Origin of the sequence: Vogesella oryzae (genome assembly GCF_902829295.1) — a bacterium.
Lineage (GTDB): Bacteria > Pseudomonadota > Gammaproteobacteria > Burkholderiales > Chromobacteriaceae > Vogesella > Vogesella oryzae.
The window spans coordinates 47,174-71,252 of sequence record NZ_CADEPL010000003.1 but is presented as its reverse complement, the minus strand read 5'-3'; the positions used below and the strand labels follow the sequence as shown (position 1 = coordinate 71,252).

The 24,079-nt window shown below is 64.0% G+C and carries 21 protein-coding genes; 7 read left to right on the top strand and 14 right to left on the bottom strand.

The features are described from left to right. Positions 1 to 27 precede the first annotated feature (27 nt). From HU218_RS01670 to HU218_RS01645, 6 genes are all read right to left on the bottom strand, one after another. Complete coding sequence (locus HU218_RS01670; RefSeq protein ID WP_246210694.1) at positions 28 to 960, bottom strand: carbonic anhydrase; 933 nt, start codon at positions 958 to 960, stop codon at positions 28 to 30. A 62-nt stretch (positions 961 to 1,022) separates the two neighbouring features. Next, complete coding sequence (locus HU218_RS01665; RefSeq protein ID WP_246210693.1) at positions 1,023 to 1,910, bottom strand: DMT family transporter; 888 nt, start codon at positions 1,908 to 1,910, stop codon at positions 1,023 to 1,025. 137 nt (positions 1,911 to 2,047) lie between these two features. Then, positions 2,048 to 2,596, bottom strand: coding sequence for a hypothetical protein (locus HU218_RS01660; protein ID WP_174873204.1), 549 nt, complete (start codon positions 2,594 to 2,596; stop codon positions 2,048 to 2,050). Further along, positions 2,593 to 3,348, bottom strand: coding sequence for a substrate-binding periplasmic protein (locus HU218_RS01655; RefSeq protein ID WP_174873203.1), 756 nt, complete (start codon positions 3,346 to 3,348; stop codon positions 2,593 to 2,595). The genes HU218_RS01660 and HU218_RS01655 overlap by 4 nt, the downstream gene beginning before the upstream one ends. Then, positions 3,348 to 4,148 (bottom strand): MOSC domain-containing protein, encoded by an 801-nt coding sequence (locus tag HU218_RS01650; protein ID WP_174873201.1) that lies wholly within the window; start codon positions 4,146 to 4,148, stop codon positions 3,348 to 3,350. The genes HU218_RS01655 and HU218_RS01650 overlap by 1 nt, the downstream gene beginning before the upstream one ends. Before the next feature lie 161 nt (positions 4,149 to 4,309). Next, complete coding sequence (locus HU218_RS01645; RefSeq protein WP_174873199.1) at positions 4,310 to 5,278, bottom strand: bile acid:sodium symporter family protein; 969 nt, start codon at positions 5,276 to 5,278, stop codon at positions 4,310 to 4,312. A 120-nt stretch (positions 5,279 to 5,398) separates the two neighbouring features. On the opposite strand from HU218_RS01645, the gene HU218_RS01640 reads away from it, so the two are divergent. Both HU218_RS01640 and HU218_RS01635 read left to right on the top strand, forming a co-directional pair. Continuing rightward, the gene (locus HU218_RS01640) at positions 5,399 to 6,307 is read left to right on the top strand and encodes a LysR family transcriptional regulator (protein ID WP_174873198.1); all 909 of its coding nucleotides are present in this window, start codon (positions 5,399 to 5,401) and stop codon (positions 6,305 to 6,307) included. Positions 6,308 to 6,391: 84 nt separating this feature from the next. Next, positions 6,392 to 6,622 (top strand): hypothetical protein, encoded by a 231-nt coding sequence (locus HU218_RS01635; protein WP_174873196.1) that lies wholly within the window; start codon positions 6,392 to 6,394, stop codon positions 6,620 to 6,622. 81 nt (positions 6,623 to 6,703) lie between these two features. Here the strand turns inward: HU218_RS01635 and HU218_RS01630 are convergent, their stop codons facing one another. Beyond that, positions 6,704 to 7,495, bottom strand: a complete 792-nt coding sequence (locus HU218_RS01630) for an AraC family transcriptional regulator (RefSeq protein ID WP_174873194.1) — start codon at positions 7,493 to 7,495, stop codon at positions 6,704 to 6,706. Between the two features lie 93 nt (positions 7,496 to 7,588). Here HU218_RS01630 and HU218_RS01625 point away from each other — a divergent pair, with 93 nt between their 5' ends. Beyond that, complete coding sequence (locus tag HU218_RS01625; protein ID WP_174873193.1) at positions 7,589 to 8,785, top strand: MFS transporter; 1,197 nt, start codon at positions 7,589 to 7,591, stop codon at positions 8,783 to 8,785. A gap of 79 nt (positions 8,786 to 8,864) precedes the next feature. On the opposite strand, the gene HU218_RS01620 is transcribed toward HU218_RS01625, so the two are convergent. From HU218_RS01620 to HU218_RS01600, 5 genes are all read right to left on the bottom strand, one after another. Beyond that, on the bottom strand, positions 8,865 to 10,184 hold the full coding sequence (locus HU218_RS01620; protein WP_174873191.1) for a sigma-54-dependent transcriptional regulator: 1,320 nt from the start codon (positions 10,182 to 10,184) through the stop codon (positions 8,865 to 8,867). Next, a complete protein-coding gene (locus HU218_RS01615; protein WP_174873190.1) occupies positions 10,181 to 11,965 on the bottom strand; it encodes a sensor histidine kinase in 1,785 nt (594 codons plus the stop codon). Before HU218_RS01615 ends, HU218_RS01620 begins: the two co-directional genes overlap by 4 nt. Before the next feature lie 10 nt (positions 11,966 to 11,975). Next, a complete protein-coding gene (locus HU218_RS01610; RefSeq protein WP_174873189.1) occupies positions 11,976 to 12,338 on the bottom strand; it encodes a DUF1850 domain-containing protein in 363 nt (120 codons plus the stop codon). Beyond that, positions 12,338 to 14,362 carry a TRAP transporter permease gene (locus HU218_RS01605; protein WP_174873187.1) on the bottom strand — a complete coding sequence of 675 codons (2,025 nt, stop codon included), beginning with the start codon at positions 14,360 to 14,362 and terminating at the stop codon, positions 12,338 to 12,340. Before HU218_RS01605 ends, HU218_RS01610 begins: the two co-directional genes overlap by 1 nt. 109 nt (positions 14,363 to 14,471) lie before the next feature. After that, positions 14,472 to 15,413, bottom strand: coding sequence for a TAXI family TRAP transporter solute-binding subunit (locus HU218_RS01600; protein WP_174873185.1), 942 nt, complete (start codon positions 15,411 to 15,413; stop codon positions 14,472 to 14,474). 252 nt (positions 15,414 to 15,665) lie between these two features. Between HU218_RS01600 and HU218_RS01595 the strand changes: the two genes are divergently transcribed. Next, positions 15,666 to 16,769, top strand: a complete 1,104-nt coding sequence (locus tag HU218_RS01595) for an NAD(P)/FAD-dependent oxidoreductase (RefSeq protein WP_174873184.1) — start codon at positions 15,666 to 15,668, stop codon at positions 16,767 to 16,769. Between the two features lie 115 nt (positions 16,770 to 16,884). On the opposite strand, the gene HU218_RS01590 is transcribed toward HU218_RS01595, so the two are convergent. Continuing rightward, positions 16,885 to 17,466, bottom strand: coding sequence for a TetR/AcrR family transcriptional regulator (locus HU218_RS01590; RefSeq protein WP_174873183.1), 582 nt, complete (start codon positions 17,464 to 17,466; stop codon positions 16,885 to 16,887). A gap of 8 nt (positions 17,467 to 17,474) precedes the next feature. On the opposite strand from HU218_RS01590, the gene HU218_RS01585 reads away from it, so the two are divergent. Further along, positions 17,475 to 18,344 carry a 4'-phosphopantetheinyl transferase family protein gene (locus HU218_RS01585; protein WP_174873181.1) on the top strand — a complete coding sequence of 290 codons (870 nt, stop codon included), beginning with the start codon at positions 17,475 to 17,477 and terminating at the stop codon, positions 18,342 to 18,344. 11 nt (positions 18,345 to 18,355) lie between these two features. Here the strand turns inward: HU218_RS01585 and HU218_RS01580 are convergent, their stop codons facing one another. Continuing rightward, a complete protein-coding gene (locus HU218_RS01580; RefSeq protein ID WP_217450680.1) occupies positions 18,356 to 19,333 on the bottom strand; it encodes an NAD(P)-dependent oxidoreductase in 978 nt (325 codons plus the stop codon). Positions 19,334 to 19,398: 65 nt separating this feature from the next. Between HU218_RS01580 and HU218_RS01575 the strand changes: the two genes are divergently transcribed. Beyond that, on the top strand, positions 19,399 to 20,157 hold the full coding sequence (locus HU218_RS01575) for a maleate cis-trans isomerase family protein (RefSeq protein WP_174873179.1): 759 nt from the start codon (positions 19,399 to 19,401) through the stop codon (positions 20,155 to 20,157). A 51-nt stretch (positions 20,158 to 20,208) separates the two neighbouring features. Beyond that, entirely contained in the window at positions 20,209 to 24,075 is a 3,867-nt protein-coding gene (locus tag HU218_RS01570; protein ID WP_174873177.1) for an amino acid adenylation domain-containing protein, read from the top strand. The last annotated feature ends 4 nt before the right edge of the window (positions 24,076 to 24,079 follow it).

The window sequence follows — 24,079 nt, the reverse complement described above, 5'->3', positions numbered from 1 at the left end:
GTATTTCTCAGTTGAGATTTCCTGTCGCTAATGACTGGCGTTTAGTGGCGCCATGCCCGTCGCCGCACTGAAGAAATTGCCGGCCTTGGCCAGTGCGGCCAACCTCGCTGGATCGGTTTCGCCGTTGATGTTGGTGATGATCAGCTTGCCGCGCCCTTGCTTGTAGTCGTTGCGGAAGTCGTAGAAGGCACCGACAACCGCCAGCTTGCCGGACTCCACCTCGCCCCCGAACTTCATTATTGCCGCGTCTACCTGGTTGTTGACGTTGAGCAGTACGCCGTCGTTGATGGCAATGCCCTTGGGAATATTGATGGTGAGCAGCTCTTTCTGGATTGGCCGCTCCAGGTTGGAGAAGTCTCCGCTCGCAGCCTGTATCGCGCCGCAAACCGCATGACCAATGAACATCAGCAGCGGCGTGTGCAGATGGCGCACGCCATACTCGACCGAGCCTTCTGCCGTCACCAGCTGATTACCGATATTGCGCACCACGAACAGGTCGTTAACTGCATCACTATGGAAGGCATTGCTCTGTACGCGCGAGTCCGAGCAGGTCACTACAGTGGCCCGAGGCGTCTGCTTACTGGCAAAGCGTTCGAAATAGGCGGCCGGTTTGCTCTTCATGTAGCGCTGGTTGGCCGCCACCATTGCCTGAACCAGGCTGCGAACCTTGCCCAGCTCGTCGTGTTCTTCATGCCCGGCGGCTGCCGGCGGGTGCTTGACGGCGGGCCGATGCACCACCTTTTTCTTGACCGGACGGCTTCTCTCTACCATCGCCTTGTTATTCACCGCCGCGCTGTGATCGGCCGGCTTCAACGGCTGGATCGACGGCGGCAGTTGTTCCGGCACCACGGCTTTGGCAGCCGGGGCAGCCGCCGCAGTTTCATTGGCAGCAGCAACGCCGGGGGCAAGCAACAGCAGGCTGATGACGAGTGGTCGAGCGTGACACAATAGCGGATGCATGAACTTCCCTTGCAGAAAATGATGGCAGCAGTGTTAACAATATCGGCCAGCGGCAGGAAAACTCAAACCTTGCCCGCCTGCCGTTGCGGCCAACGTGGCATCTGGCTCAGCAGCACGCCGCCCAGTACCAGCAAGCAGGCAAGCCATTGCGGGCCGGTCAGGCGCTCGCCCAGATAAAGCCAGGCCATCGCCAGGGTAAAGACCGGAATCAGATTGATAAAGGCGCCAGCCAGTGCCACCGGCACCTTGCCCACTGCCCAGGTATACATGCCGTAGGCTCCCAGCGTAATGAACACCCCCAGATACAGCACCCACAGTACCGCATCTAGCGGGTAGTGCTGCGGCCAGTGTCCCCACGGGGTCAGCAGGATGGCGCCAAACCAGAATGTCCCGAGCACCGTCTGGGTCGCCGTCAACGTCAGCGCGGAATAACGCGGCGACAGTTTCTTGGCAATCAGCACATAGCCACTGGCGCAAATCATGGCGAGAAACTCCAGCGCATTACCCAGTATCGGCGACGGGGCGCTGGCATCGGCCTCGCTGCCGCCGGTCAGCCACACCACGCCGGTCATGGAAACGGCCAACCCCAGCCACACCGGCAGACGCTGCCGATCGCGCAGCAGGAAATGCGCACCGACCGCCACCAGCAGCGGCAGCGTGGCGGTGATCATGCTGGCTTGCGAGGCGCTGGTATGCAGCAGCGCGTTGGCTTCGAACAGGAAATACAGGCATGGCTCGCTCAAGCCCATCAGCAACAGCCACAGCCAGTCGCCTTTTTGGTAGCGCAGCCGGCTGCCGCGCCGCAGCAGGAACGGCAACATGCAGACGGTGGCGATCACCATGCGGCAGAACAGCACAAACACCGGGTCGAAAACGGCAAACACCGACTTGAGCGCAATAAAAGAACTGGCCCACAACATCATGGCCAGGCACAAGGCAAGATAAGGCAAGATACGACTCCAAAATGGCACAGCGTTCCGCATGGTGAACGAAGCGCCCTGGGGCGTCAAAGAACAGGCTGTTTGCCGCAAGCCGTGCGGTGAAGGCTCATGGTGCCGGCAAGCCAGCCAGGCAGCCGCTTGCCGCCTTATGCGGTCAGCGCCATCTCGGCGATGGCCCGCAGCATGCGCTGGCGGATCAACCCGCTCACCGGGCGAATCAGATACCAGTACGGCATGAAGCGGTAGTAACTGCGCCGGTCAGGACAGTAGACCCGTGTCTCGGTGTGCAGGCAAAGCTCGCCTGTGGCCAGCGGGATGATACGGATGCCCATCACCAAGCGCGGCACCGACAGCAAGCCAGCAAATGCCGCGGCATCCGCCAGCGGACGCAGGCCGTAATCGCCGCGCCAGAACTCGCCGGCCAGTCCCCAGACCACTTCCTGCGCATTGCACTGCAGCAGGGTGAAATCGTGCAGGCCGAACGGTGCACGCTGCGGCAGGGCATTGCCGTGCCCCAGCCGTGCGGCCAACCTGGCCGGCAGTTCGCGTAGCCGGATAAAACGCTGCACCCACGGATCTTGCCAGTCGGGCAAGCGGTGCACCGCCTGCATCACCTGTGCGGCGGAGGCGGCAACCGGGCGCTGGTGCCGTTCACAGAACTGGTATTGCGCCAGATGCTGATCGAGCAGCGTCACGGTTGCGGCTGGCTGTGATAGCGGCGGAATACCGCATCGTAGCGGCCATCCTGCTTCAGCTTGCGCAGGCCGCGGTCGAAATGCTGGCGCAGCAGCGGATCGCGCCACAGCACATTGGCTTCCTTCGGCATCAGCAGCGGATAGAGGGTGACCGGCAGCTGTGCCTGCGGCCCGAGCTGGCGGCGATACCATTCAAAGATCAGCCGGTCGATCATGATCGCGTCGCTACGGCCCAGATATAAAGAGCGCACCTGGCTGCCCTGATCGGACAGCTCGCCGTAATGGCCGGTGGCCTGCGCCAGCAGCCGGTCGTAGCCTAGCGGCAGATCCGGCTCGGCCCCTTCCCAGGCCATCACCTGCAGCTCCTGCAGGTCTTGCGGCTGCGCCAGCTCCAGCCGTTGCCGCTCCAGCGCCACCACCACATTATCGAAAGCATGCAGGTCGCGGCCGATGCTGCCGGGCAACTGGTAATGATGCTGCTGGGCCGGAGTCACGTCATACAAGGCATCGACCTCGCCGCGACGGTAGGCGCTGATGCGTCGGCTGAGCGGATAGAACACCGGCTGCATGGCGATGCCCTCGCTGCGCAGCGCCTCCTGCAGCAACTCCACCGCGATGCCGGGCCGGCCGGCCACATTCACCCATGGCGGAATGCTTTCGTAGAACGCCACCTTGACCACAGTGCCGGCCGCCGCCAGCGCCGCCGGCAGACACAGCACGGCCAGCAGCAGCCGTTTGATACCTGTTGCCATCAGTCGAACGCCACCTCGCCGGCCAGCACTTCCACCGCATCGCCCAGCTGCAGGCGGCCGCTGTTGCGTGCCAGCAGATTGACGCCGAAGCACACCCCCTCCGGCATGCGCCGGTAGCCCATCAGCGTCGCCAGCGGCTGTTTTTCCTCGTGCGGCTGCGCGGTCTGCGGATCGATGGTGGTGAAGATGCAGCGGGTGCAGCGGCTGACGACCTCGAACTCCACCTCGCCGATGCGCACGCGCTGCCATTCGTCTTCCTCGAACGGGAACGCGCCTTTCACCACCAGATTGGGACGGAAATGGCGCATCGACACCGGCGCCGCCAGCCGCTGGTTAAGGTCATCCAGCGACGCCTCGCCGATCAGCAGGAACGGCGCACCATCGGCAAACGACAGCGGCAGCGCGGTGTCCTTGAAACGGCGGGTACTGCTGCCCAGCCACAGCAGCTGTACCGGTTCGCCCAGATAGGCGCTGAACCAGGCATCCGCCGCCGCATCGCCCTGCCAGGCAGTGAACTCGGACTTCCACACCTGGGCGCGATGCGGCGCGGCAAACTGCCGGCTGCGGGTGATGAACTCCCCCGCCCCGGGGGCGCGGAACTGCCAGCTGTCGTCCAGCAGATGCTGCGCCTCGACCAGCACCAGGCGGTGGTGGGTACGCGCGGTGATCTGGCTGCCATCCGGCCGTACCAGCAACCACACCCGATCATGCAGCAGGCCCTGGGGCGTGACTTCGGCCTGCGGCACCGCAATGCCGTGGCACGACTTGAGAGGGTGGAGATACAGCTGGCTGAGTTCCATGCGGCGACCCTTGCAAAGTGGCATCCAACAAAGCGGCGTTTATAGCCGATCTGCCTGCCAAAAGGAATGCCGACGTATTAAAACTGCCACAACGTTGCGTTCTGCCAGCCGGCCATGCCAAACCATGGCGCAGCGATGCGGCCAACGTTGGCCGCAGCGCATCAGCCCTGCTGCTGCCGCAGACGGTAGCGCCGCGCCAGCAGCGCGCACACCATCAGCTGCAGCTGGTGGAACAGCATCAGCGGCAGCACGATGGCGCCGATGGCATGGCCGGCAAACAGCACCTTGGCCATCGGCACGCCGCTGGCCAGACTTTTCTTGGAGCCGCAGAACACGATGGTGATCTCGTCCGCCAGATTGAAGCCCAGCTTGCGGCTGGCCAGCCGCGTCAATCCCAGTGCCAGCGCCAGCAGCAGCGCGCAGGCCAGCAGCAAGCCGCCCAGCGCCGGCAGCGGTGTGGCATGCCACAAGCCGCCGATTACCGCGGCGCTGAACGCGGTATACACCACCAGCAGGATCGAGCCCTGATCCACCAGCTTGAGCCGGCTCTTGTGGCGATCCACCCACTGCCCCAGCCACGGCCGCAGCAGCTGGCCGGCGACAAACGGCAGCAGCAACTGGTAGACGATGGCCAGTGCCGAGCCGCCGCTGCGGCCAACCTCGCCCGACAGCAGCAGCCAGCCCACCAGCAGCGGCGTCAGCGCGATGCCCAGCAGATTGGAGGCAGTGGCGCTGCAGATCGCCGCCGGCACATTGCCTTCCGCCACCGACACGAAGGCGATCGACGACTGCACCGTGGACGGCAGCAGGCACAGATACAGCAAGCCCAGCGCCAGCTCCGGCGTGGTCAGCGCGCCCAGCAGCGGCTGCAGCACCAGCCCCAGCAACGGGAACAGCGCAAAGGTGGCCGCCAGCACCACCAGGTGCAGCCGCCAGTGGGTAATGCCGGCCAGCACCGCCTGCCGCGACAGCTTGGCGCCGTGCAGGAAAAACAGCAGGCCGATGGCGCCATCGGTCAGCCACTCCAGCCAGTGTGCCGCCGCGCCGCTACATGGCAGCAGGCTGGCCAGCAACACGGCGCCGAGCAGGCCGAGGGTGAAATTGTCCGGTAGAAAGCGTGGGCGAGGCATGGGCGGGTCCTGTCTGCCGCCGGCGTCATGGCGCCGGCTGGTCGTTAACAAGCCGCTATTTCACCGCGTGGCGATCTACAATACAAATTCATTTATCTCATTGATTAATGTGATTTTGCGATGAATATCACCCTGCGCCAGTTACGCGCCTTTCTTGCCGTCAGCCAGCACGGCGGCTTCGGCCGCGCCGGCGACCGCGTCGGCCTGACCCAGTCGGCGGTCAGCCGCAGTATCCGCGAGCTGGAAGAGCAGCTGGGGCTGCGGCTGCTGGACCGCACCACCCGCGAAGTGCTGCTCACCGCCAGCGGCCAGCGCCTGAGCGCCCAGCTCACCCGCGTGCTGGACGAACTGGACAGCGTGCTGGCCGAGGCACGCCAGGCCGGCGAACAGGCCAAGGGCACGGTGCGCGTCGCCAGCAGCCCGACCCTGTCCGCCAGCCTGATGCCGGCCTGCCTCGCCGCCTGCGGCCAACGTTATCCACAGCTGCAGCTGCAATTGCTGGATCAGGTGCAGCGGCTCAACCTCGCCAGTGTGCTTTCCGGCGAGGTGGACTTCGGCCTGGTGGTCGACCCGCGCGCGCAGCCGGAACTGCACTGCGAGCGCGTGCTCAGCGACCCGTTCTGCCTGGTGCTGCCGGCGGATCATCCGCTGGCCGCCGGCGACAGCGTGCACTGGTCGCAACTGCAGGATACGCCGCTGGTGCTGCTGGACGGCAACAGCGGCAGCCGGCCGCTGATCGAGGCGGCGCTGGCGGCACAGGGCGTCAGCGCGCCGGTGGTGCAGCAGCTGGGCCACTCCACCGCCGTGTTCCGCGTGGTGGAAGCCGGCATCGGCATCAGCATCTCGCCGCGGCTCGCCCTGCCGCTACCGGCCGGCAGCGCCCTCACCGTGCGGCCGCTGCGGCCGGAAATCCGCCGCGACGTGATGCTGGTGCGCCGCGCCGGGCGCTCGCTGTCGCCACTGGCGGAAAAGGTGTGGCAGCTGATGCGCGAGGTGCTGGCAACGGCCACCCCGCCGGCGGCAGACTGAGGCCACAGGGTTGGCCGCAAGCGCCGGCAAAGCTCACCGCGCTACAATCCACCATGACAGGCAACACGGAACAGGAAAAACGCCATGTGGTTTGAAGACCGCCCGCCACCGCAGTGGCACCCGCTCACCCTGCCGGACGGCAGCACGCTGCAGGTGCCGGAGCTGATCGTGCGCGGCGAGGAAGCCGGTGCCAGCGGCTGGCAGCTGCGCTTTGGCGAGTGGACCTTCTATGCGGACGGCCGCGACGGTGCCGCCGCCGCGTTGGCGCTGGCCATCGCCGAGATGGAAGAGCGCATCGCCTATCGCGGCAAGTAGCTGCCGGCACCAGACAAAGGACAAGCCGCGCGGCTTCGGCTTGTCATTGTCATGTACCTGCGGCCAACCTTGTCGCCGCGGCTAGGCCTCGTCGCTGGCGCCGAAAAACTCGCTGGGCACCACGCCGAACTGGCGGCGGAACATGGCGCTAAAGGCGCTGGGGCTGGCATAGCCGGCATCCAGCGCCACATCCAGCACCCGCGCGCCGGCGGCCAGCTGCGCCAACGCGTGCATCAGCCGCGCCTGTCGCCGCCAGGCGCCGAAGTTCATGCCGGTGGCGCGCACGAAGCGGCGCTGTAGCGTGCGCACATCCACCCCCAGCCTCGCCGCCCAGTCATCGCTGCTGCGGGCATCGTCCGGCTGCGCCTGCAGCGCATTGCACAGCGGTGCCAGCAGCGCATCGTCCGGCGTCGGCAGTGCCAGCGGCAGGGTTTCCAGCACTTCCATCTCCTCCAGCAACAAGGCCAGCAGCCGCGCGGCGCGGGTACCCGGCAACACCGGCGGCGGACAGCGCACCGCCGCCAGCAGCAGCTCGCGCCACAGCGGCGTCACCGCCAGCACGCAGCACTGCTGCGGCATGCCGGCCAGCGCCGATGGCTGCACATAGACGCTGCGCATCTGCGCCGGGCTGAGCATATGCACCTCGTGCCAGTGGCCGGGCGGAATGTAGATGGCGCGCGTCGGCGGCACGATCCACTGCCCGCGCGCGGTAAGCACCCGCATCACCCCGGCGATGCCGTACAGCAGCTGCGCGGTGGGATGGCTGTGGCGCACGGTGGCGTGGCCGGCCGGGTAATCCTGCGATTTGCCGATCATCAGCGTGTCGCTGCTGAGCTGCGGCGGCTCGATCATTTCGATATCGACTGCGTGCATGCCGTTTTCTCGATAGTTGCTGCCATGTGCGCGTGAGACTGGCAGATGCCAACATTCTAGGATGCGGCTACCACCACCCACAAGGAGCGCTCCATGCAAGCCACCCTGTCCGCCCCTGCCACGCCGGCCAGCAGCCCGCGCTGGCGGGTGATCGGCGCCGTCAGCGTCGCGCATTTTCTCAATGACCTGATGCAGTCGCTGATTCTCGCCATCTACCCGCTGCTGAAAGGCAACTACGCGCTGAGCTTTGCCCAGATCGGGCTGATGACCCTCACCTACCAGTGCACCGCCTCGCTGCTGCAGCCGCTGGTCGGCATCGTGACCGACCGCAAACCGCAGCCACGCGCGCTGGTGCTGGGCATGGCCAGCACCCTGTGCGGCCTGTTGCTGCTGTCGCAGGCGACGCAATTCGGCTGGCTGTTGCTGGCCGCAGCGCTGGTCGGCACCGGCTCGTCGATCTTCCATCCGGAATCGTCGCGCGTGGTGCGCCTCGCCGCTGCCGGGCACAAGGGCCTGGCGCAGTCGCTGTTCCAGGTCGGCGGCAATGGCGGCACCGCCGCCGGTCCGCTGCTGGCGATGCTGATCATCCTGCCCAACGGCCAGCACAGCGTGGCGTGGTTCGGCAGCCTGACCCTGCTGGCGATGCTGGTGCTGTGGCAGGTCGGTAACTGGTATCAGGCCGAGCTGGGCCATGCCGCCCGCCGCGCCGCGCCGCCGGCGGCCAACCCGCTGTCGCCGCGGCAGACCCGCCACACGCTGGCGGTGCTGATGGCGCTGGTGGTGACCAAGTACACCTATATGGCCTGCCTGCACAGCTACTTCACCTTCTACCTGATCGAGCGCTTCGCCGTGTCCACTGCCGATGCGCAGCTGTACCTGTTCGCCTTCCTGCTGGCGGTGGCCAGCGGCACGATATTGGGCGGGCCGCTGGGCGACCGCATCGGCCGTCGCCGCGTGATCTGGTTCTCGATTTTCGGCAGTGCGCCGTTCGCGCTGGCGCTGCCTTATGTAGGCCTGCACGCCACGCTGGCGCTGGTGGTGCTGATCGGGCTGATCCTGTCGTCGGCGTTCTCCGCCATCCTGGTGTATGCGCAGGAGCTGCTGCCGCAGCGGGTGGGCATGATCTCCGGCCTGTTCTTCGGCCTCGCCTTCGGCGTCGCCGGCCTCGGCGCCGCGCTGATCGGCCAGCTGGCCGACCACGTCGGGCTGCAGACGGTGTACCAGTGGTGCGCGTGGATCCCGCTGGCCGGCATCGTCGCCGCGCTGCTGCCGGAGCTGCGCAAGCGCTGATAGCGGCTTGCCGGCAGCAATGAAAAAGGTTGGCCGCATGTTCCCCCATGCGGCCAACCTTGTTGTTTGCGGCGCGGCTTCAGCCGCCGCGATACAGCGCCGGCTGGATGCCGTAGCGGCTGAGCTTGTCGTACAGCGTCTTGCGGGCGATGCCCAGCTGCGCCGCCGCCTCGCCGACATCGCCCTCCACCGCCTGCAGCGCCGCCGCGATGGCGCGCGCCTCGAACTGCTCCAGCTGCTGCGGCAGGCTGGCGGCCGCCGCCGGCGGCTCCTCTTCCAGTCCCAGCACCCAGCGCTCGGCAGCGTGCGCCAGCTCGCGCACATTGCCGGGCCACGGCGCCGCCATCAACGCGGCCAGGTTGGCCGCCGACAGCGCCGGCAACGGGCAGCCGAAGCGCTCCGCCGCCCGGCGGGCGAAATGGCTGAACAGCAGCGGAATGTCCTCGGCGCGTTCGCGCAGCGGCGGCAAGCGCAGCGTCACCACGTTCAGCCGGTAATACAGGTCGGCACGGAAGCGGCCGGCGGCGCTTTCCGCCTTGAGGTCGAGCTTGGTGGCGGCCACCACGCGGCAGTTCACCGGCTGCGCGCGGTTGCTGCCCAACCGCTCCACGCTGCGGGTTTCCAGCACCCGCAACAGCTTGGCCTGCAGCGCCAGCGGCATGCCTTCGATTTCGTCGAGGAACAGCGTGCCGCCGTCGGCGTGCTCGATCTTGCCGATGCGCCGCTTGCTGGCGCCGGTGTAGGCCCCGGGCTCGGCGCCGAACATCTCGCTCTCGAACACCGTTTCCGGCAGCGCGGCACAGTTGATGGCGACGAACTCGCCGCCGGCATGCGGCCCGACCTGATGCAGCGCGCGCGCCACCAGCTCCTTGCCGCTGCCGGTTTCACCCAGCACCAGCACGTCGGCGTCGGTGGCGCCGACCGTCGCCAGCCGGGTCTTGAAGGCACGCAGCGCCGGCGAATCGCCCAGCAGCAGGCTGTCGATGCCTTCCCCCGACAGTTGCGCGCGCAGGCGGCGGTTCTCCAGTTGCAGCCGGCGCTGCGCCAGTGCGCGGCCAACCGCATCCAGCAGCCGTTCGCGCTGCCACGGTTTCTCAATGAAGTCCCAGGCGCCGTCGCGCATCGCCTGTACCGCCATGCCCACGTCGCCGTGGCCGGTCACCAGCGTGACCGGCAGCTCGCCGTCCTGGCGGCGCAAGGCGGCGAACAGCTGCAGGCCATCCATGCCCGGCAAGCGCACATCGCTGATCACCACGCAGCCAGGGTTGGCCGCAAACGCCGACAGCGCGGCTTCGGCACTGTCACAGGCCAGCACGTGATGGTCGGCCAGTTCCAGGGTCTGGACACAGGCTTCGCGCACCGAGGAGTCGTCTTCGACCAGCAGAATATAAGGTGTCATGAGGCGGCACTATCGCTCAGCGGCAGGCGCAGGGTAAAGCTGGCGCCGCCCTGCGGCAGGTTGGCCGTGGCGATTTCGCCACCGGCATCGCGCACGATACCGGCGACGATGGCCAGCCCCAGCCCCAGGCCGTGACCGAAACGCTTGGTGGAATAGAACGGTTCCAGCACCCGCTGCGGATTGTCCGCCGGCAGGCCCGGGCCATTGTCCTCGACCTGCAGCAGCACGCTTTGCGCTTGTTGCTGCAGGCGGATGGTGATGTCGCGCTGCGGCTGCTCGGCCAGCGCATCGGCGGCATTGCGCAGCAGGTTGCCCAGCAGTTGCTCGGCCGCCAGCGGATCCAGCGGCAGACTGGCGTCGGCGTCGTGCCGCCAGTGGCACTGCACGCCGCGATCGGCCAGCATGGCTTCCAGCGCCGGGCGCAGGCTGGCCAGCTGGCAATGGCCGCGCACCGGACGGCGGGTGGCAAACAGCTTGAGTTCGGCAGTCATCGCCGCCAGCTTGTCGGTCTCGCGCACGATGCGCGCCAGATTGCCATCGACCTCGGCCAGCCGGCCGCGCGCCAGATACAACCGGGTGTTGTCGGCAAAGCTGCGCAGCGCCGCCAGCGGCTGGTTCAGCTCGTGGGCGATGCCGGTCGCCATGCGCCCCAGCGCCGCCAGCTTGCCGGTGCGGATCAGCTCGGCCTGGGTTTCGCGCAGCGCCTGCTCGGTCTGCTGGTGACCGCTGACTTCGTCCTGCAACCGCAGGTTGGCGGTGGCCAGTTCGGCGGTGCGCTCGGCCACGGTGCGCTCCAGCCGCAGCTGCTCGGCCAGCCGCTCGCGCACACGCTTGAGCCGCAGGCTGGCATACAGCGCCACCATGGTCAGCGCCAGCAGGCCGAGACCGGTCACCGCGCCGGTGAGCCAGGCCTGCGCGCGCGCCTGCTGCACATCGCCCAGCAGCAGCATGCGCCAGTTGATGCGGCCAACGTTGCGGCTGACGGCCAGGTAGTCCTGGCGGCCGACGCTGACCTGCTCCTCGCCATGCCACACAAACGGCAGCGGCAGCAGCCGCGAGGTGTAGTACTGCCGCGTGGCGGCCAGCCGCTCGCGCACTGCCGGCGACAGCGGCGCCAGGGTGGCGAACTTCCACGGGCTGCTGGCGGCCAGCGTCACCACGCCGTGCGCATCCACCACCAGCACTTTTTCGTCGCTGCGCGCCCAGGCCGCCTCCAGCGGCGCCAGGTCGATCTTGGTGGCGACCGCACCCTGCACCTGGCCATCGACCAGCACCGGGCGCGAGATGAACATGCCGGGAATGCGCGTGGTGGCGCCGACGCCGAAAAAGCGTCCGGTCTCGCCGCGCATGGCGCCGCGGAAATACGGCCGGAAGGCGTAATTCTTGCCGACCAGGCTTTCGCTGTTATTCCAGTTGCTGCTGGCCAGCACGGTGCCGTGGCGGTCGAGCAGGAACACCTGGGCGGTGCCGGCTTCGGCATTCACTTCCGCCAGGTAGTGGTTGATGGCGTTTACCCGCGCCGGGTTGGCCGCATCCTGCAGCAGCCGCGCGACTTCCGGATGGCGCGACACCACGTAGGGCAGCGCCTCGAAACGCGACAGCTCGGCATCCAGCGCCGTGGCATACAGCGCCAGCCGCTGCGACAGCACTTCGCGCAACTCGCCCTCGGCGCTATGCCAGCTGGCGCGGCCGGCCAGCAACGCCACCACCACGATGGCAAAGCTGGCGACCAGCACACGGGCAAAGAAGCGGGATGGCACGGCGGCGGCAGGGGCGGACAAGCGGGATTCCTCAGCAGGGGCTTACGGTGGTCACAGTATCGTCGGGCGCAATCCACTGCGACAAGGGCCGGCACGGCTCGCCCGGCAGGCATAGCCGGTAGTCCGGCACATACGGGCTGCGTGTCAGCCGCAGTGCCGGTACCAGTAGCTGCTGCCGGTAGGTCCATGCGCCGTCGTGCCACACCGCGCCGTCCGGCACCTCCATGCCGGCCCCGCTACCGCGCACGGTAGCGGAAACCAGCGCCAGGCCACCGGCGGTCACCTGCCAGTTCTCCTGCCAGTCGATCTTCTCGATGGAGTGGGTCCACACCAGCGCAAAACCGGCTACCGCCAGCTTGACGCTGGCAGTAGCGGTAGCAAGGCACACTGCCATCAGACCCCCTGCATCGCCGGCTGGCGACGGTGGCGGTACAGATGCCAGCCGGCAAATGCCGCGGCGCCGGCCAGGCCCAGCTCGTCGGTAAACGGCACCGCCACCACCAGCAGGCAGGCGGCGACAAACGCCAGTACCCGCTCGGCCAGCAGCAGCTTGCGCTGCCAGAAGCCGATGGTAACCACGCCCCACAGGCTGACCGCCAGCAGCGCCTTGCCGAAGGCAAACGCGGCGGCCAACCAGTCCGCCTCGCCATTGAACTGCCACATCAGCGCCGGCGCATACACCGCCATATACGGCACGATGAAGCCGGCGATGGCGATCTGCATCGCGCGGATGCCGATCTTCAACCCGGATTCGCGCGCGATCGGCGCGGCGGCAAAGGCGGCCAGCGCCACCGGCGGCGTCAGGTCGGCCATGATGCCGAAGTAGAACACGAACATGTGCGACACGATCAGCGGCACACCCAGATCCAGCAACGCCGGCGCGGCGATGGCGCTGGTGATGATGTAGTTGGGAATGGTGGGAATGCCCATGCCCAGCACCAGGCAGGTGAGCATGGTCAGCACCAGCGACAGGAACAGGCTGTGGCTGCCCAGCTGCACCACGTAGCCGGCAAAGGTGGTGGCCACGCCGGTCAGCGTGATGCTGCCGATGATCACCCCTACCAGCGCGCAGGCTATCCCCACCGGCAGCGCGTGCATGGCGCCGTCGATCAGCGCGGTGTAGGCGGTTTTCAGTACCGGACGGCCTTCACGCACCAGCAGCAGCACGCCGGCCAGCAGCGCGATCAGCGCCATCGGCACCACGATGCCGCCCTTGGCAAAGCCCGCGGTGACCAGCCCCAGCCCCAGCCAGAACAGCACGCGCAGCGCGGTACCGCGGATGCGCAGCGCCAGCGCCGAGCCGAAGATCAGGATCACCGTCAGCACCAGCCCCATCATGCCGGAGAACAGCGGCGTGAAGCCGGCAAACAGCAGGTACACCAGCCCCGCCAGCGGCAGCAGCAGATACCACTGCTCTTTCAGCGCCCGCCACGGGTCCGGGCAGTCGCTCTTCTTCAGCCCCAGTAGGCCGGCACGGCCGGCTTCCAGATGCACCATCCAGAACACAGTGAAGAAATACAGCACCGCCGGCACCAGTGCCGCCTTGCAGATTTCCACATACGGCACGTTGATGGTTTCCGCCATGATGAACGCCACCGCGCCCATCACCGGCGGCATGATCTGGCCGCCCATCGAGCTGGTGGCCTCCACCGCGCCGGCAAAGTCGGCCTTGTAGCCGAACTTCTTCATCAGCGGGATGGTGAACTGGCCGGTGGTGACCACGTTGGCCACGCCGGAGCCGTTGATGGTGCCCATCAGCCCGGAGGAGATCACCGCCACCTTGGCCGGCCCGCCGCGGGTATGGCCGACGGTGCCCAGCGCGAAGTCGTTGAACAGCCGGATCATGCCGGCCTGTTCCAGAAAGGCGCCGAACAGGATGAACAGGAAGATGTAGCCGGAGGAGACATAGGTCGGCGTGCCGTAGATGCCCTCGGTGCCGAACGCCAGCTGGCCGATAATCTGGTCGAAGCCGAAGCCGCGGTGCGCCAGCTCGCCCGGCAGGTATTCGCCGAAGGTGGCATAGCCGAAGAACAGCAGGCAGATGACGGGCAGCGCCACCCCCATCACCCGGCGCGCGGCCTCGAACACCAGCAGCAGCGTGGCGATGCCGATGCCCATGTCGAGGGTGGTCATCTCGCCGGCGCGCTGGATCAGCGCGCCTTCGAACACCCAGTGGTAGAACGCCAGCCCGAAGCCGGCGGCGGCCAGCAGATAGCCTGACCAGCCGCCGCTACCGCGCCGGCCGCGTACATCGTATAGCTGGAAAACCAGCAGCAGCAGAAAGCCCACGTGCAGCGCGCGGACCACGCTGCTGGACAAGGGGCTGAATGCCGCGGTGACAATCTGGAATACCGAGAACAGCAAGGCCGCCAGCAGCACGCTGCGTGGCAGGCTGCCGCCGTGTTGTGAATCGCTCATGACCAACTCCTGCAAATGGCGTGTCGTGCCGGCCACATGACGGCATGCAAGCGGTTACGGCACCCCTGTCGTAGCAGTGCAGCGCCGCCATGCGGCCAACTCGTTAGGCTTACTTCAGCAAGCCGATTTCGCGGTAGTACTTCTCCGCACCCGGATGCAACGGCATCGGCAGACCCTTCAGCGCGTTGGCCGGGTTGAAGGCCTTGATGGCGGCATGGGCGTTGGCCAGTACCGGCAGGTTGGTGAACAGCTGCTTGGTCATCATGTACACGGTGTCATTCGGCACCTTGTCGTTGGTCACCAGCAGATTGCTGATTGCCACGGTGGGCAGGTCGGCCGGCAGATCGTCATAGGTCTTGGCCGGAATCTTGGTGGCCTGGTAGGCCGGATCGCCGATCCTGGCGACGATATCGGGGGTAACCGGCACAAAGGTCACCTTCAGTGCACTAGACAGGTCGCGGATCGAGGCGACGCCCAGTCCGGATGATTGCAGCGTGGCATCCAGCTGGCGGTTCTTCATCAGCTCCACCGATTCGCCGAACGACAGGAATTCCACCTTGGCAAAATCCTTGTAGCTCAGGCCGGCGGCCTTGAGGATGGCGCGCGCGTTCAGCTCGGTACCGGACTTGGGTGCCCCCACCGAAATACGCTTGCCTTTCAGGTCGGCCAGCGTCTTGATGCCGGACTCGCTGCTGGCGACGATCTGGATGTAGTTGGGATAGATGGCGGCCACGGCGCGCAGCTTCTTCAGCGGCTGGGCAAAGCCGGCCTCGGCCTCGCCTTTCCAGGCATCGGCGGCGGCATCGGCCAGCGTAAAGCCCAGCTCGCCACGGCCGGCCTGCAGCAAGTTGAGGTTTTCGGCCGAGGCCTTGGTGGCCTGCACCGAAACCTTGGCGGCCGGCATGGCCTTGGTAAACAGCTGCGACATCGCCACCCCCACCGGGTAGTACACCCCGCTGGTGCCACCGGTCAGCACGTTGATGAACTCCGCGCCGTGGGCAAACGGGCTGATCGCCAGTGCCAGGCTCAAGGCGGCAAATTGCTTCTTCATGTTCCTCTCTCCTTTGTTGTGATGTGCAGAAAGCGACACAACTAGAGCAGGACGCGTGCCAGCAGCCGCACAGCTCCAGATAACACAATAAAAACAATTGCTTGCCGCACAAAACACCGCAGTGCCACCGGGCTTTTGGTGCGGATGGCCGCAATCGGCCCGCCAGCCGGTGCGGACATCCGCACAGCGCCCGCGAGCCGGCTTTACCTGCCGCCGCTACGGCAGTACAAAGCGGCCAAAGGAGACAACAACATGGACAAACTCGATACCGTGGTGATCGGCGCCGGTGTGGTCGGCCTGGCCTGTGCCCGCGCGCTGGCGCAGGCCGGCCGCGAGGTGATGATCGTGGAACAGGAAGCGGACATCGGCCAGCACACCAGCAGCCGCAACAGCGAAGTGATCCACGCCGGCATCTACTACCCCGCCGGCAGCCTGAAAGCGCAGCTGTGCGTGGCCGGCAAGGAGCTGCTGTACCGCTACTGCGCCGAACGCGCCATCCCGCACCAGCGCATCGGCAAACTGCTGGTGGCCGTCAGCGACGCCGACGCCCCGCGCCTGGCCGCGCTGCAGGACAAGGCGGCGGCCAACGGTGTGCACGACCTGCAATGGCTGGACGCCGCCGCGCTGCGCCAGCGCGAACCGGCGCTGCAGGCCCATGCCGCGCTGCTGTCGCCGTCCACCGGCATCGTCGACAGCCATGCGCTGATGCAGGCGCTGCTGGCCGATGCCGAACATGCCGGCGCGCTGCTGGCGCTGGCGTCGCCGATTGTGGGTGGCGCAGTCAGCGCCGACGGCATCGTGCTGACGCTGGCCGATGGTTACCAAGTGCTGGCGCGGCAAGTGATCAACGCCGCCGGGCTGTGGGCGCCCACAGTTGCCGGCAGGATTCACGGCGTTCCACGTGAAACCGTGCCGCAAGCGCACTACGCGCGCGGCGTCTACTTCGCTCTCGGCGGCAAGAGCCCGTTCTCGCAACTGATCTACCCGCTGCCGGAAGCCGGCGGGTTGGGCACCCACCTGACGCTGGACCTGGGCGGCCAGGCGCGCTTCGGCCCGGACGTGGAATGGATAGATGGCGTCGATTACAGCGTCGACCCACAGCGCGCCGAGCGTTTCTACAGCAGCATCCGCCGCTGGTGGCCGGCACTGCCGGATGCTGCACTGGCACCGACCTACAGCGGCGTGCGCCCCAAGATCACCGGCCCCGGCCAGCCGGATGCCGACTTCGTGATCCAGGGCGCCGCAGTGCATGGCGTGCCGGGGCTGATCAACCTGTACGGCATCGAATCGCCCGGTCTCACCGCCTGCCTTGCCATTGCCGAGCGGGTGCTTGGCTTGTGCCGCTCATCCCGCTGATCCGTTTCTCAGGAAAATGGCTCTCGCGGACCGACGGAGGGCAGTTGTATGCCTGTGGCGCCAGCCCTAGCGCCATAACACGATGCGACGCGGAATAGTGGACACTGCAGAGGGGTCAGAGACTGCTGATTGCCACTTCAATCACATCGTTCAAACGCTGGGCCTGCCCCTCGCCGTCGTAGCCACGGCCCAGCACGCGCAGGCCCTGGATAATGGCAACCAGGAATCGCGCCAGCGCCACAGGTGATTTGCTGGCCGCGATTTCGCCCTGCTGCTGCCCCCGTTGCATCAGGGCGGCCAGTGCGGTCTCCAATGTCGAGAAGTGCTGCTGCAGCAGGTCGTTCACCGAGTGATTGCGCCTACCCAGTTCCAGAGCGGTATTGGCCACCAGGCAGCCGCAGCTGTCTGTACCGGCCAGTTCGTCAGCAGCAATTTGCTGCAACAGCGCGCGCACACGGCCAATCGCAGAACCGTCTTCCGCCAGCAACGCAACGTTGGCAGCCGTCTGGCCGTGATAACGCTGCAACGCATGCTGGAACAGCCCGATTTTGCTTTCGAAGGTGTTGTAGAGGCTGCTTCGCGACAGGCCAGTACCATTCACCAGGTCCTGGATCGAAGTAGCGGCATAACCTTTTTGCCAGAAAACGTGCATCGCCGCATCGGCGGCATCATCAGGATCGAAATGGGCTGTATGCATAGTCAGTAATGAAGGATAAAGATAGTGCAGTCGCCGGCAAGGATGGAGGGGAGCAGCTTGCAGTGGCAGGCACCCTGTTACTATGTGCCGAATTTGCAAGCCCGAAAGGCTATCACATCATGTCAGGCGCTGTTTTACCGACGGGTCTGTTGCCGACACTGCAGCATGTGCTGTTTCCGCAGGACAGCGCTGGTGTAGCCACACTCTGGCAACAGTGGCCGCTGCAGATAGCAGATGGCTCGGTTGCTGCCTTGTCCCTGCCGGTGCTTGACGCGCTACTGGAGCATATCGTTCCAGCCAGCCTGCACCCAGCCATACCAGCCCGTTTTGTACGTTCCCGACAATTGTCTTTTCTGGCCGGTTGCCTGTGTGCCGAGCGGGCCCTTGCCGGTTTGCCACTGATATCTGCCGTACTGGATCGTGATATCAGCGGTCGGCCAGTGTGGCCTACCGGCGTAACCGGATCTATTACCCATAGCCAAAGTCTGGCAGCAGCTGTCGCTGCTTGGAGTCCACGTCCGGAAGGACTGGGAGTAGATTGCGAGCCGCTGGTAGCCAGGCAACAACTGGCTGATATCGTTTCGACTTGTTGCACTGCAGCAGATCGTGCCTGTCTACCAGACAAGACGCCAAACATGGTCGCCACGCTGATCTTCTCGGCGAAAGAGGCTGGCTACAAGGCCTTGTCGCATCGTTTTGGGCGTATTGTTGACTTTACCGAGTTTGAAGTCTGCCAGCTGGATCAAAGTACCGGCCAGTTGTGGCTGGCACCAGCTCCCGACAGCGAGTGGCACCAGCATATCCTGCCGTTTGCGGTCCAATTCACCTTCGATGCCGACAATGTCTACACCTTGGCTGACTTGCGTGGCCTCCCCTAGCGCTGAGCAACTCAGTCGTGCAGGTCTGAAGCCAGGAAACTGGCAGCCATATCCTGGTCGCCATGGCCGGCTTCAAGAGCGCGTTCGAAGCGATGCAAACCCGCTGCAGCAACCTCGGCATGCAAGCCGGCTCGACTAGCCGCATCGAGAATCAGCCTGCTGTCTTTCACCGCATTGGCAACCGAGAAACTTGCCGTGTAATTACCTGACAGCATGGCAGCACTCTTAAGCTGGAAATAGGCACAGTCCATCGGCCCGTTACTCACCACATCGATGACCAGTGCCGGATCAACCCCCAAACCTTTGGCCAACGCCAAGCTCTCTGCCAGCCCGTGAGTTAGCGTAAAGGCCCAGTTATTCAGTGCCAACTTCAGGCGGCTTGCCTGGCCGGCCTCGTCTGCCACCCATAGCGTGCGCTTGCCAATGGCGTCAAATACGGTTTGTACGCCCTCCCGCCCGGCTTGGGGACCAGAGGCCAGAATGATCAGTTGACCTTGCTCGGCCGGCTGACGAGTACCCTGAACCGGCGCATCGAAATACACCAACTGCTGCTGACTTGCCAAGAGCGCCAGTTGGTTGGCCGCATCAATCCCTACCGTACTGAGCTGCAGCCATTTGGCACCCGGGCAGAAATGACCGCTACCGGCAGTCATGGCGGCGGCAACGCTGTCGCCGTCTTTCAGCACCGTCACGATGAAAGCAGCATCACGAACAGCATCGGCTACGCTGGCACATGCTTGCAGATTGTCTTGCTCCAGTACCTGTGCCTTGGCTGCTGTCCGGTTCCAGACTTTTACCTTGAAACCCTTGTTCGCCAGATTGCGTGCGACAGGAGCGCCGATCAAACCGCAGCCTAATACCGCGATCGTGGGGAGTGTCGTGTTCATTACCTTGTCCTTGGTTACCGGATAAACCGGAAATTCAAAATGAATAATCAAATTTGGAATGATCGTTCCAGATAATGTAAGATGCCGCTCGGTTGCGGTCAACCCATATGACATTTTTCCTGGGAATCCGCGATTTGCACCGTTTGCCAAGGACAGGACAGATAAAAATGAATAATGCCAACAAAATTCTCGGCCACCGCTTGCGCATTGGCGTGGTCATCCCATCGACAAATACCTCGGCCCAACCGGAGATGGACGACATGCGGCCACGTGGCGTGACCAACCATGTGGGCCGGATGGTCATTGTGGACGAGCCACTGATTGAGGAGCCCGGTTTCAACAGCGTGATTCAGACCATGCGCCGCTCGACAGCACCCGCCATCAAGAGCCTGAAAGATTGCCAGCTGGACCGCATCATCGTGGCGGTGTCTCCGGATGCGTACTGGCACGGTATTGAAGCGCATACGCAAATGCTGGCGCAGCTGCAGGACACGGCAGAAGGCGTCGGCATCACCTGCAGTGCCGATGCCATCGAACAAGCCTTGGTTCGATTGGGCAACCTTCGCCATATCGGCCTGATCTCTCCCTACACCGAGATCGGCAACGATGCCGTCACACAGTTCTTTAATGACAAGGGCTATGAAGTTATTGCCCTGGCTAACCTTGGCGGCCAAAGCCCCTCACGCATCTCGGAAGTAAGCCACCAGGATCTGCGCTCCGCAGTCGAAAAAGCCAATGCACCGGGTGTCCAAGTGATTGTGCAGGTGGGCACGAATGTACCGATGGCCGGCTTTGCCGAGACCGCTGAACAGTGGACCGGAAAACCAGTGATTGCCAACAACACAGCTTTGTACTGGCATGCACTTCGCATGAGCGGCATTGATGACCAGTTAGATGGATTTGGGCGTTTATTCAGCTGTTGCTAACAGCTGCTGACAGCAGCACGTCACCATCCAAAACCATCCCGAGCACATCACATGTCAACTCAGATGCATACCTTGCAGGCATTCCTGCAACAACATATCCAATCTTCTTACATCCAACCCGGCCCCTATCTGCACACGCTGCCGGCAATGCTGCTGGCACAGGTGCATCGCTGTAAAAGCGATATCGCGATTGCCGACCAGGAAAAAGAATACAGCTATGAAACCACCCTGCTGCACGCCATCGGGATTGCGGCAGCTCTGCGCAAAAAAGGGGTGAGCTATAACGACTGCCTCGGTCTGTTTATCGATGCCTCTGCCGACCTGCCACTTGCGACATGGGGCATCCTGTTTGCGGGAGCCGCTTATCTGCCGTTGGCAACCGATTATCCGCAAGACCGACTCAGTTATATGGTGAGTGATGCCAAGGTCAAACTGGTGCTCACCAACAATCGCAGCCACGAACGTCTGGCCAGCATACTTCTGCCGGGAGTCAGTCTGTTCAACATCGACGATGTCACACCGGCAAGCATTGCCGAGGTCGATCAAGTACTGACCGACTTGCTCGAACAGGATGGCGAAGACCTGGCCTATGTGATCTACACCTCGGGTACAACAGGCAAACCCAAAGGCGTAGCCATTTCGCAGCAGGCGATTGCCAATCAACTGGCCTGGCTCACGCACGAAGGCTATCTACTGCCTGGCCACCGCATCCTGCAGAAAACTCCGGTCAGCTTTGATGCGGCACAGTGGGAGCTGCTAGGCATGTGTTGCGGTGCCCGCGTAGTCATGGGACTACCCGGTGTCTACCGTGATCCGGAAATGCTGGTGAGCCAGATCCGGCAACACGGCGTTACCACCTTGCAAGGCGTCCCGACTCTACTGCAAGCACTAAGCGAATTACCCGCCTTCGCCAACTGCGACACCCTCCATAGCCTGTTCAGCGGTGGCGAGGGGCTATCACGCAAATTGGCCAGGAATTTATTGCAGATACTTCCGGACTGCCGGTTGATCAATCTGTACGGTCCTACCGAGTGCACCATCAATGCCACACATTATCGGATTGACCAACGTAGCCTGGAGCAGGAGTGGGAGATCGCGCCGATCGGCTTGCCGGTGACTGGGCTTTATTGCCAGGTACTGGATGAACAACTCGTACCGGTGCCTCCTGGACAGACCGGAGAGCTGTTCATCGGCGGAGCCCAGCTGGCAAATGGCTACCTGTTCCGCCCAGAGCAAACCGAGGAGAAGTTCCCTCTCTTGCAACCGGATGCAGATACCCCGCCGAAAAGGATGTATCGCACCGGCGACCTGGTCAGGACCGGTCAGGATGGCATCCTGCATTTTGTTGGCCGCACCGATAACCAGGTTAAGTTCCGAGGCTACCGTATCGAACTGGACGAGATCCGGCTTGCCATCGAAAACCATGATTGGGTGAAGTCGGCCGCTGTCTTCATCAAGGATTCCCCGCGCAATGGTCATACCCAGCTGATCGGTGCGGTGGAGCTGAACCCGAACGAAGCGAAACTGATGGATCAGGGTAACGCCGAAATGCATCATCAGACCAAGGCCAGCCGTCACCAGATCAAGGCCCAGCTATCAGGAGGCGGTTTCCGCAGCGATACCGATCTGGCCGGTAAACAGCAGATTGCCCTACCGGGACAACAGGAAACCACCGCCCAGCGTGAGCGGGTGTTCGCCCGCAAGACCTACCGCTTTTTCCACGGCGGCCCCGTCACCGCCACCGATATCCTGCAACTGCTGGCCGCACAGCCAGAAGCGGTAACCTCCGCCGGATTGGCTGATCTGACCCCCACCATATTGGGTGAAATTCTGCGCTATCTGGGGCAATTCGGCAGTGAAGAGCGATTATTGCCGAAGTTTGGCTACGCATCGCCTGGCGCACTCTACGCGACCCAGGTGTATATCGAGTTGAACCGGATTGCAGGCCTGCCTGATGGCTATTATTACTACCATCCGCTGCAGCACCGTTTGTACAAACAAGCCGACAGCAATGCCCACGAACCCCGTCTACGGCTGCACTTTGCCGGCAAGATTCCGGCCGTACGCGAGGTTTACAAGAACAACATCCTTGAAGTACTGGAAATGGAAAGCGGCCATATCTTGGGCATGCTTGACCATATTCTGCCGGACTACGGTTACGCCATCGGCCAGGGTCTGCATACCCCTGATGTAATACCAAGGCTGGACTGCCCGGAGGAGCACGAGTACCTCGGCAGTTACGACATTGTCCCGCTGGCCAATCGCATTGACGATCTTGACATCGATATCTATGTCCAGGCCCAGCAAGGCCGTATCCGCGACCTGACCGATGGCAACTACCTGTACCGCCAGGGCAAGCTGGACAAGGTATCCAACCATCTGATCGAACAGCGCCATGTGATTGCCATCAACCAGCAGGTCTACCAGCGTGCCAGTGGCGGCCTCTCCTTCGTCAACCGTCACCAAGCATCTTGGCGGTACTACATCGACCTAGGCCGCAGCCTGCAGCGGATACAGATGAACCGGCTTGGCCTGGGCACCATGTCTTCCGGCTACAGTTCCAAAAGCGGCAACAACCTCGCCACCGCTCTGCGGCTGAACGACATTGTCAGTGATGCCGGCCGCAGTGCAGGACCGAGCTACTTCTGCCTACTCGGCAAAGTCAGTGCGGCACAAATCCGCCACCAGGGCATGGATGAAGACGCGGTTCACATGAAAGGCCCTGCCGAGCTGATTCGCGCCGACCTGCTAAATAGCCTGCCCGACTACATGGTTCCCGGTCGCATTGCCATCATCAACAAGATGCCGCACACCACTTCCGGCAAGGTAGATGTACAAGCCCTGAAACAGCACGACGATTTCCAGCTGGCCGATCAGGAACAACCCCATGTTGCCGCCCGTAATACAACTGAACAGGCTATCAGCCAGATCTGGTGCCAGATCCTGCAGCTGGAAGAAGTCTCTGTCATCACGGACTTCTTTGCGCTGGGAGGCAACTCTATCCAGGCCGTAGCCATTGCCCGCGCCATCAACCGCCAGTTTGCCGTCAAGGTACCGATCCAGGTGCTCTTCAGTGCGCCCACCATCGAAAAGCTGGCCCGCGTCATCAACACCGGTGACGGGCAAACAGCCAGCCGTGCTATTGCGCTGGCCGGACAGGACAGTCCGTTTGCCACATTCTGCTGGCCGGGACTGGGAGGTTACCCGATGAACTTGCGGCTACTAGGTGAAGCCATGGCTGGCAAACGCCGTTTTTATGGCATCCAGTCTCGTGGCATCAATGCCGGTGAAACCGCCTTCAATAGCATCGAAGCCATGGCGCGCGAGGACATGCGGCTGATCCGCAGTCTGCAACCCAAAGGCCCATACAACCTGTGGGGGTACTCCTTTGGTGCCCGCGTCGCCTATGAAGTGGCCCACCAGCTAGAACAGCAAGGAGAAACTGTCAGCCAGCTGGTATTGCTGGCGCCAGGATCGCCACAGCTGCCCTACGCCGAACCGGTCAGCCGCGATGAAAGCGTACTGTTTGCCAACCCGGCATTCCTGAGCATCCTGCTATCGGTATTCGCCCACGACATTAACCCGGCCCTGAACGCCGATTGCTTGCAGCGTGTAGACAACCGCACGGCCTTCATCCGGTTTGTGGAAGAGAAATTTCCCACCATTGACCGCACCCTGATCGATGCCATCGTCAATGTTGTCACCGTGACCTACTCCCCGGATTACCAGATCGACTTGGCCAGCAAGCCTCTGCGCTGCCCGATTTCGGTTTGGCGGGCCAGCGGTGACGGCCCGTCCTTCATCGCCGGCGGCGAGCAGGTTGGCCTGAACATCCAATGGCACGACCTGGCCGTCGGCCACTACGCCGTATTGAAAGCGGAAGGCATTGCCGCCATGCAAGCCGCGGTACTGGACTGAGCCG